Source organism: Microcoleus sp. T3_B1, from assembly GCF_036700445.1.
GTDB lineage: Bacteria > Cyanobacteriota > Cyanobacteriia > Cyanobacteriales > Microcoleaceae > Microcoleus.
The window spans coordinates 1-6,468 of the sequence record NZ_JAUBOX010000159.1; the positions used below are offsets into that span (position 1 = coordinate 1).

The window sequence follows — 6,468 nt, forward strand, 5'->3', positions numbered from 1 at the left end:
AATACGTAAATACCACATTTTTTATATTTGTCTTTTTGTCAAGTACAATTTATACTAAATTAGATGAGCTTACCCTGCCATAAATCCCAGTCTTGGCAATTGTGAGCCGCCAATTGTTGCATTTGTATAACTTTAATCTCCCGATGTAATTGAGTCTCTCGACACAATGTTATCCGATGCCCTTCAGCCTTCAATCCCTCCCAAATAGCCTCTCTGTAGTTCCACATTCCAACGTTGATTCTAGCTGCCATTAAAGCCCAAGTCCGCAAGTGAATCGGGTCGTGGGCGAAATCTATGTCAAAATCAGCGTCATGCAACAGTTTGATATTGGTTTTAATGACTTTCTGCTGAGATTTGATTATTGCTCGATAACTAGCGCTGCCATTGCCAATTTTGCCCAGACCAAATTGTTTAGTCCAAACAAACCAAGGTACATTTTCATCCCTAACACGGGCTAGGGCTTGTAAAGCATCATTGACGGCTACTGCCCCTTGAAAGATGCCAAAAACTGCTGTAAAGTAACCTCGGATATCGATGCTGACACCAGTGCCAATTGTCGGGCTGGCGATGATGATGTCATAGTTTTGTATGAGTGTATTGAGTTGGTCAATGCAACCGTAAGCGGGATGATTGGGATCTGATACTGATTCGCTATCAATCCTGAGAATTCGCTGATGAGGAAAGCGTTTTTGCAGTTGTGTTTCTAGGTTGCGACAAGACCATTTTCCCGTGACTTTTTGTGAATCTTCTACAACCATAATGCGCGGGCGATGTAACTCTACAGGGTGATATTTACTAGGGTTTATAGAGCTACCTTCAGTAGCGTTTATATGGCAATATTTTGCAGAGTTTTCAAAACCATATTTTGCACAGCTTTTAGAGTCTGATTCAGCCAGATTTTTCAGACAATATTCAACACAGCTTTTAGAGTCACATTTAACACAGCTTTTAGAGTCACATTTAACACAGCTTTTAGAGTCACATTTAGCCGGGTTTTCAGGAGCACATTCACCAGGGTTTTTAGCACCACATTCAGCACGGCTTATAGGGCAACATTCAGCACGGCTTTCCAGGTCACAACAAGTGACTTCTTGAGAGAGAATTTTCTCCATTTGAACATACAGTGATGCCGGGTTAGAAGTGGCAAATAAAGTCACGTCTCGCCCTCGTTTGGGCAGCCACTCGTTGATAACAACCCAAGGCGAAATAGGGATGCCTGCTATCGCTATTAAGTAGTCAATGCTGTAATCCGATAAGTCGGCATCTTGGGCAACAACTAAGCCGCCACTTGTCAAAACGTTGTGGATAAGTTCTTGCAGAGTTTGCAAGATGGCGACTCGGTTTTCGCGGCAAGTTGAGCTGTTTAAGGCGTGCCAAATGACTTGTTCGCACTCATCGATGATGACGATCGCACCGAACCAGTCTTCAGGATTGAATTTAGCTTGAGATAGGGGGTGGAGGCTGTCTATGCACAAGCCGTATCCGAATAGTTTACCAAAGGCTGAGTCTCTGGTTTCGTCGATGTAGTTGATTCCTAAGCTGGCACAGATAGCCCTGCCTAGTTGAATCCTATGGGTAATTATCAGCACGCGGCGATCGCCTGTGTCAAGGGCTTGTGAGACTAAGTTAGTCAAGGCTTGGGTTTTGCCAGTGCCTTTGGGCGCTTTGATGCAGGCTAACCCGGACTCTGGATAGGGGAGTTTTCCCAAATAGCGAGAATTTAGCCTTAAAGACGCGGGATAGGTTAAAAGCCATGATTCCCTATCCTGCCAAAATTGGAAGCCTTGCGCTTCATTTTTGAGGGCGCTGAAAGCATCTTCGCCCTTTGATACCACGAAATCGTCAACGCCTTTTTCTGGCCCTGGCAGGTTGATGACTTTGACGGGGCAATTTGCCGCTGCGAACAGGCGACCGAGTTTGCCAATTTCCCGGTTGACGTTTTGGATGGTTTGGCGTTTGCTGTCGCGGTCGAAGCAGATGTAGATTTCCCGCCCTGGGGTGGCGAAGTGTTGCAGTTCGGGGATGAGGTAGGGGTCGCATTTCTCCCCTTGAGGGGTTTTGGTTCTGACACCGCCGGTGACACCGGGGAGGGCGATGGCGGCGTAACCCAGTGTGAGTAGGCATCCAGCTTTTTTTACGCCTTCGACGATGATGACGGGGATGTTGTTGTCCCATACCCATTGCCAGAAGCCAAGTTGTTTGTCTGAGTTGTCGATGGGGACACCGTAGCGTGCTGCGACTTTTGCCCAGATGTGGTCTGGGACTTGCAGGAAGAAGGCTCTGGTGGGGCTTTTGGGGGGGTGTTCGTATTTGACGGGCTTGGTTTTACCGTTTGGGTCGAAGCTGTTGCGGGGCTGGTGGGGTTTGAAGCAGCCCCAATACATGGGCTGCCAGTTGTTGAGGGGGTCAAGACCATTGCACCACCAGCCACCGTGTTCGATGTGGCTGTAGTGCTTTCTGGCCCACCGCCATTGTGCGTCGGGGTGGACTCTGCCGGAGGCGACGTTGATTTCGTACAGGAGGTATTGGTACGGGGTGTCGCCTGAGAGGGTTTGGACGCTGAGGGCGATGAGGTCGGGGTCTACGCCTGAAGCCAGCCATTCGGACAGGGGGGAGATGGGTGATGTCATTGGACACCCCCGGTGTTGGTGGAAGGTAGGGGTGTGAGGCTTTGTGGGTTAGGTGGAGTTGAGTGGGCTTTTCGTCTGCACAGGGGTGCTTCTTTGATTTCAGTGAAGCTATGGACACTTCCCGTGCGCTTGGTTTGACGGCGAGCGTTCCAGCGCCTCTGACAATTTTCTCGTGTCACGTTTTGCGTTTTGCAGGATTTAGACCAATCCTTAGCCTGTCAGACTCGGCTGCTGTGGTTCGTGATGCTCTCTCAAACTACTCAAACTAATCAGGACAATTTTAGAGGATGAAAGCCATACGGGGTAAGGCTTTTAAAATTTAAACGATCCCGAATGAACACGAAACGATCCCGAATGAACACGAAACGATCCCGAATGAACACGAAATGTTTACGCGCTGTAAGCCTTATCATATATTGATTTGAAGCCAATTTTGGCAAAATTTTTGCTGTTTACAAGTTCGTGAACAGTCTGGGGTTGGTCTGAGGTAGGGCATGAAAACAAAACCCCCTGTATTTCGAGGAGGTTTTGTGAGATGCGAGATTTTTGTGAGTGGCTAGTTACTCGTCAGTTAAGCCCAGATGCTCCAATATCTTGGTCTTCAAGCTAGGTTTGAGGGTACGCGGATAGCACCCGTTTTCTATCTGGGATAGTTGGGATGGTGAAATCTCTACCCTCTTTGCCATCACTCTTAAGCTTTCTCCCATAGCTTTCCGAGCTTCCCTTACCTGTTGACCAAAAGCTATAGGTTCGGCCAAATTGGGTGTTGGTTGAGCTGACTTCCGCTTGCAACGAGTTTTTTTTGCCTGTTGCGGTTGTTCTGGTTCTGGTTTCAGGCGTTTAGGCAGCGCTTCTGGCTGGCGTAAAGTCCCGTTAAGTTGCAGCCAGGTTTCAAACCAGTGATTGGGCTTTTTGACTTTGCGATCTGGATGCACCCAGTCTGGAACATCAGGATCGTAGTCAAAACGGTATGGGGACTCAAAGTTCCCCAGTGTTTTCAGTCCTCGATCAAAGCTGCGTTTGAGGTGTAAGGCTGCAACTCGGTCTGTCTTGGCTGCCACTATCTCCTTGCCATACCCGATGCGCGTCAGTAGTGTCTCTATTTGATACCGACCGCTTTTGTGCTGTTGCAGGGCAAACACGGTAAAGTAAGCTAGCCTGAGCGCCAGTTTTTCCCGGTAGGGGTCTAGTTTTAATGCTTCGCTGGTGATGTAACCAAATTCCCGCAAATAAGCGTGATTAGCAAACTTGTTAAACCATAAGCCAGGGCGGAAGGTGATTTCAACGTCAATAAAGGTGTCTTTACCGTCCAAAGATGGCTGGACAATCTCGTGAATCTCAAAGATGTCCCACAGATGCGACATTCTTACTGACAAGATGTTTTTTTCCTTGTATCGCCATTCTCTTACACAAACTTCTATCCGTCTGAGCAGTTGCGCTTGATGGCTGATCTGCTGAAGTTTTTCTGTTTTGGAAAGGTATTGGGTAGGCTTGCTGTCTTGACTTCTGTTGGCTTTGCGGATGTAGTGATTTCTTTTCTGAGCTTCACCAAAGTCATCTAGAAGTTTAGAGGCTGATACTGTAATTTCTTCTCTCCAAGCTTCGGGTTTGCGGAAGGCAATTATTGCCAGTGCGTAGTGCAGTTTGAGGATTTCTTCTCCGAATTTCTGGGCAATGACTTCCTTGGCTTGATAGGCAATTTCAGCAAAGTCTGTTAGGTCAAAGCGATCTCGGATTTGCAGTTCAACTCGACCTTTGGAAAAATCTTTGCCGCCATTCAAACTGGTTTCGCTTATTTCCCAGAAATCCATACCAGTGACTCCAGCCGTATAGATCGTATCTGTGATTGCACTACTGGGGCATTCTTCGTAGAATTTTCTTTGGCATAGCCGGGGTTCTGTAGATGACTTATGTGACCGTTGCGATTGCTTTGGCTCCGCGTAGGAGCTGTTGCTAAGGTTATTAGAGTCTATATTAACCTCAAGGTTTTGATTATCGCAGATTTTCTTGCCAGACATGGGGGTAATCTGTCTCCACCTGTTATGGTCGGTCCATCGTGCTTGTCAGGTTGATGGGTTTGCTAATTACAAAGTTTTATCGTCGCATCACGAAGTAAATCGCTCTTCTGTGGGTAAAACCATTTGGGAGCCTGGGTCTAAATATTACAAAATAGCCCAAAACCAGAACTGGTTGTGTCCAATCTGTGGGGAAAATCTACACAATGGAGAAGCTCTAGAAACACACCACATAGTACCTCTGGTAAAAGGTGGAACAGATGAAATCGACAATCTTCAACACCTACATAAAATTTGCCATAAGACGGTACATAGGAATGAAAAATAAATAAGGTGACTAATAGAGCAATAGTTTACCTTGGAGCAAGGCTTCTGGGGTTTAATTGTGCAAGTTATTGATTTTTCATTCCATAGTGGTAAACGTTCTGTGAAGGCAAAGGCCCCGGCCGTATGATGCGACGAGTAGCAAGTACGGTTCTGAGGGGAGGAGATACGGTGACGTATGCTCTCTTGCCCGACAGTCGCAAGCACGGTTTCGGATGGGAGGGGTGGAGTAGTAATACTCCCCTCGACCCTAACCGATTTGGTGGCGTATGAGGACTTGATGGTTCGTAATATGGTCAAGAATAGACACTCTTGCAAATCGATCGGTGATGCAGCATGGACTCAGTATTCCGAATCAGTGGTGGGAGGATGTCAATCGAATGTCCGAATAAACCTGCAAGCCGCTTTGACGCAAGCTCCCCATTGACTCTATCAATCCGACTGCACCTTGACCAAACTAATGCAGAAAAGTCGCTCTGACTGGTTCAAAATTTTTAGCCAAAAATAAGGAGGAAAAAAGAGGAAAAAACAGCACATTTTTTACTCATTACACCTCCTATTTCCTACTTTTAGCCTCATTTTAAGTATAAATGCTTAGAACTTTTTGTAAAGAATTGTTGCTTTTAACACGATTTTTTGTATTTTAGACCCTTCTACATCCTGCTAAATCCTCCTAATTAGTACGCCAGTCGCATAGCAAGCCATGTCAAATGTACGTACAAGAGTCGAATTTGAGCACTTTTTGCCAATTTAGGGTTTTTGCAAGACTGCGATGAGAACAGTTGGAAATTGAAGTTAGCGATCGTTCACTTTCGACAGCCAAGGCTCGAAAATCGGGCGGGGGCAGTTTGGACTTTGATAGAACTGTGCTTGACGCGAGCGTGAGTGGATATTGAAGCCAGGAGCGAGCCAGTTGGTGTACAGGGCAGTCGCCTTTACGATGGAGCGGATCATCGCACGACGCATTCGAGTTCGTGCTGTTCGGCATTGGCGGCGAATGCCCGACGCGATCGCGCCTTGCCATCCTGTTTGCAAGCGAAGCAGCCGGCTGATGTCGATGATCACGAGGAAATCGTTCGTTCGATAGCCAGCCTAACGCGATCACCTTGACACCTAGGATTCCCCATTCATAAGGGTGCATCGTTTTTGTTTCTGCACGTAAAAGTCAGGTTTGTACGGACAAAACCATTGCTTGCTACCAAAACTAAACAGCCATAACCTGCCTCAACAAGCAAACGCACGCTCGGCACAAAAAAGCAGTAATTTGACCGAAAAAGTCAGGCGGAAAGCAGGATATTTTCCGGTAAATACAGGTAAAGTGCAGTTCCTGCAAATACCTGCACTTGCCTGACTTTATACTGCACTTGCCTGACTTTATACTGCAAATCCCTGATTTTAGCTGACGCAACAATTAGCTAATTTTGGCGTTGCTGAGTTAGAGTATGAATAGGAGGAATAATTTATGCAATGCCCAGAATGTAAATCAACCCATATCCGTA

General features: G+C 46.6%; 3 protein-coding genes. 1 reads left to right on the forward strand and 2 read right to left on the reverse strand.

Annotation, left to right across the window (positions count from 1 at the left end; genetic code table 11):
• Nucleotides 1-59: 59 nt before the first annotated feature.
• Complete coding sequence (locus QT990_RS35115) at nucleotides 60-2,630, reverse strand: DUF3854 domain-containing protein (RefSeq protein WP_333466373.1); 2,571 nt, start codon at nucleotides 2,628-2,630, stop codon at nucleotides 60-62.
• Between the two features lie 560 nt (nucleotides 2,631-3,190).
• A complete protein-coding gene (locus QT990_RS35120; RefSeq protein ID WP_106334386.1) occupies nucleotides 3,191-4,441 on the reverse strand; it encodes a helix-turn-helix domain-containing protein in 1,251 nt (416 codons plus the stop codon).
• Nucleotides 4,442-4,646: 205 nt separating this feature from the next.
• On the opposite strand from QT990_RS35120, the gene QT990_RS35125 reads away from it, so the two are divergent.
• On the forward strand, nucleotides 4,647-4,973 hold the full coding sequence (locus QT990_RS35125; protein ID WP_333466374.1) for an HNH endonuclease signature motif containing protein: 327 nt from the start codon (nucleotides 4,647-4,649) through the stop codon (nucleotides 4,971-4,973).
• Nucleotides 4,974-6,468: the final 1,495 nt, after the last annotated feature.

Bases quoted from the DNA above. Each gene is read 5' to 3' on its own strand.
- QT990_RS35115 (WP_333466373.1), bottom strand. From the start codon at position 2,630: ATGACATCACCCATCTCCCCCCTGTCCGAATGGCTGGCTTCAGGCGTA.
- QT990_RS35120 (WP_106334386.1), bottom strand. From the start codon at position 4,441: ATGGATTTCTGGGAAATAAGCGAAACCAGTTTGAATGGCGGCAAAGAT.
- QT990_RS35125 (WP_333466374.1), top strand. From the start codon at position 4,647: ATGGGGGTAATCTGTCTCCACCTGTTATGGTCGGTCCATCGTGCTTGT.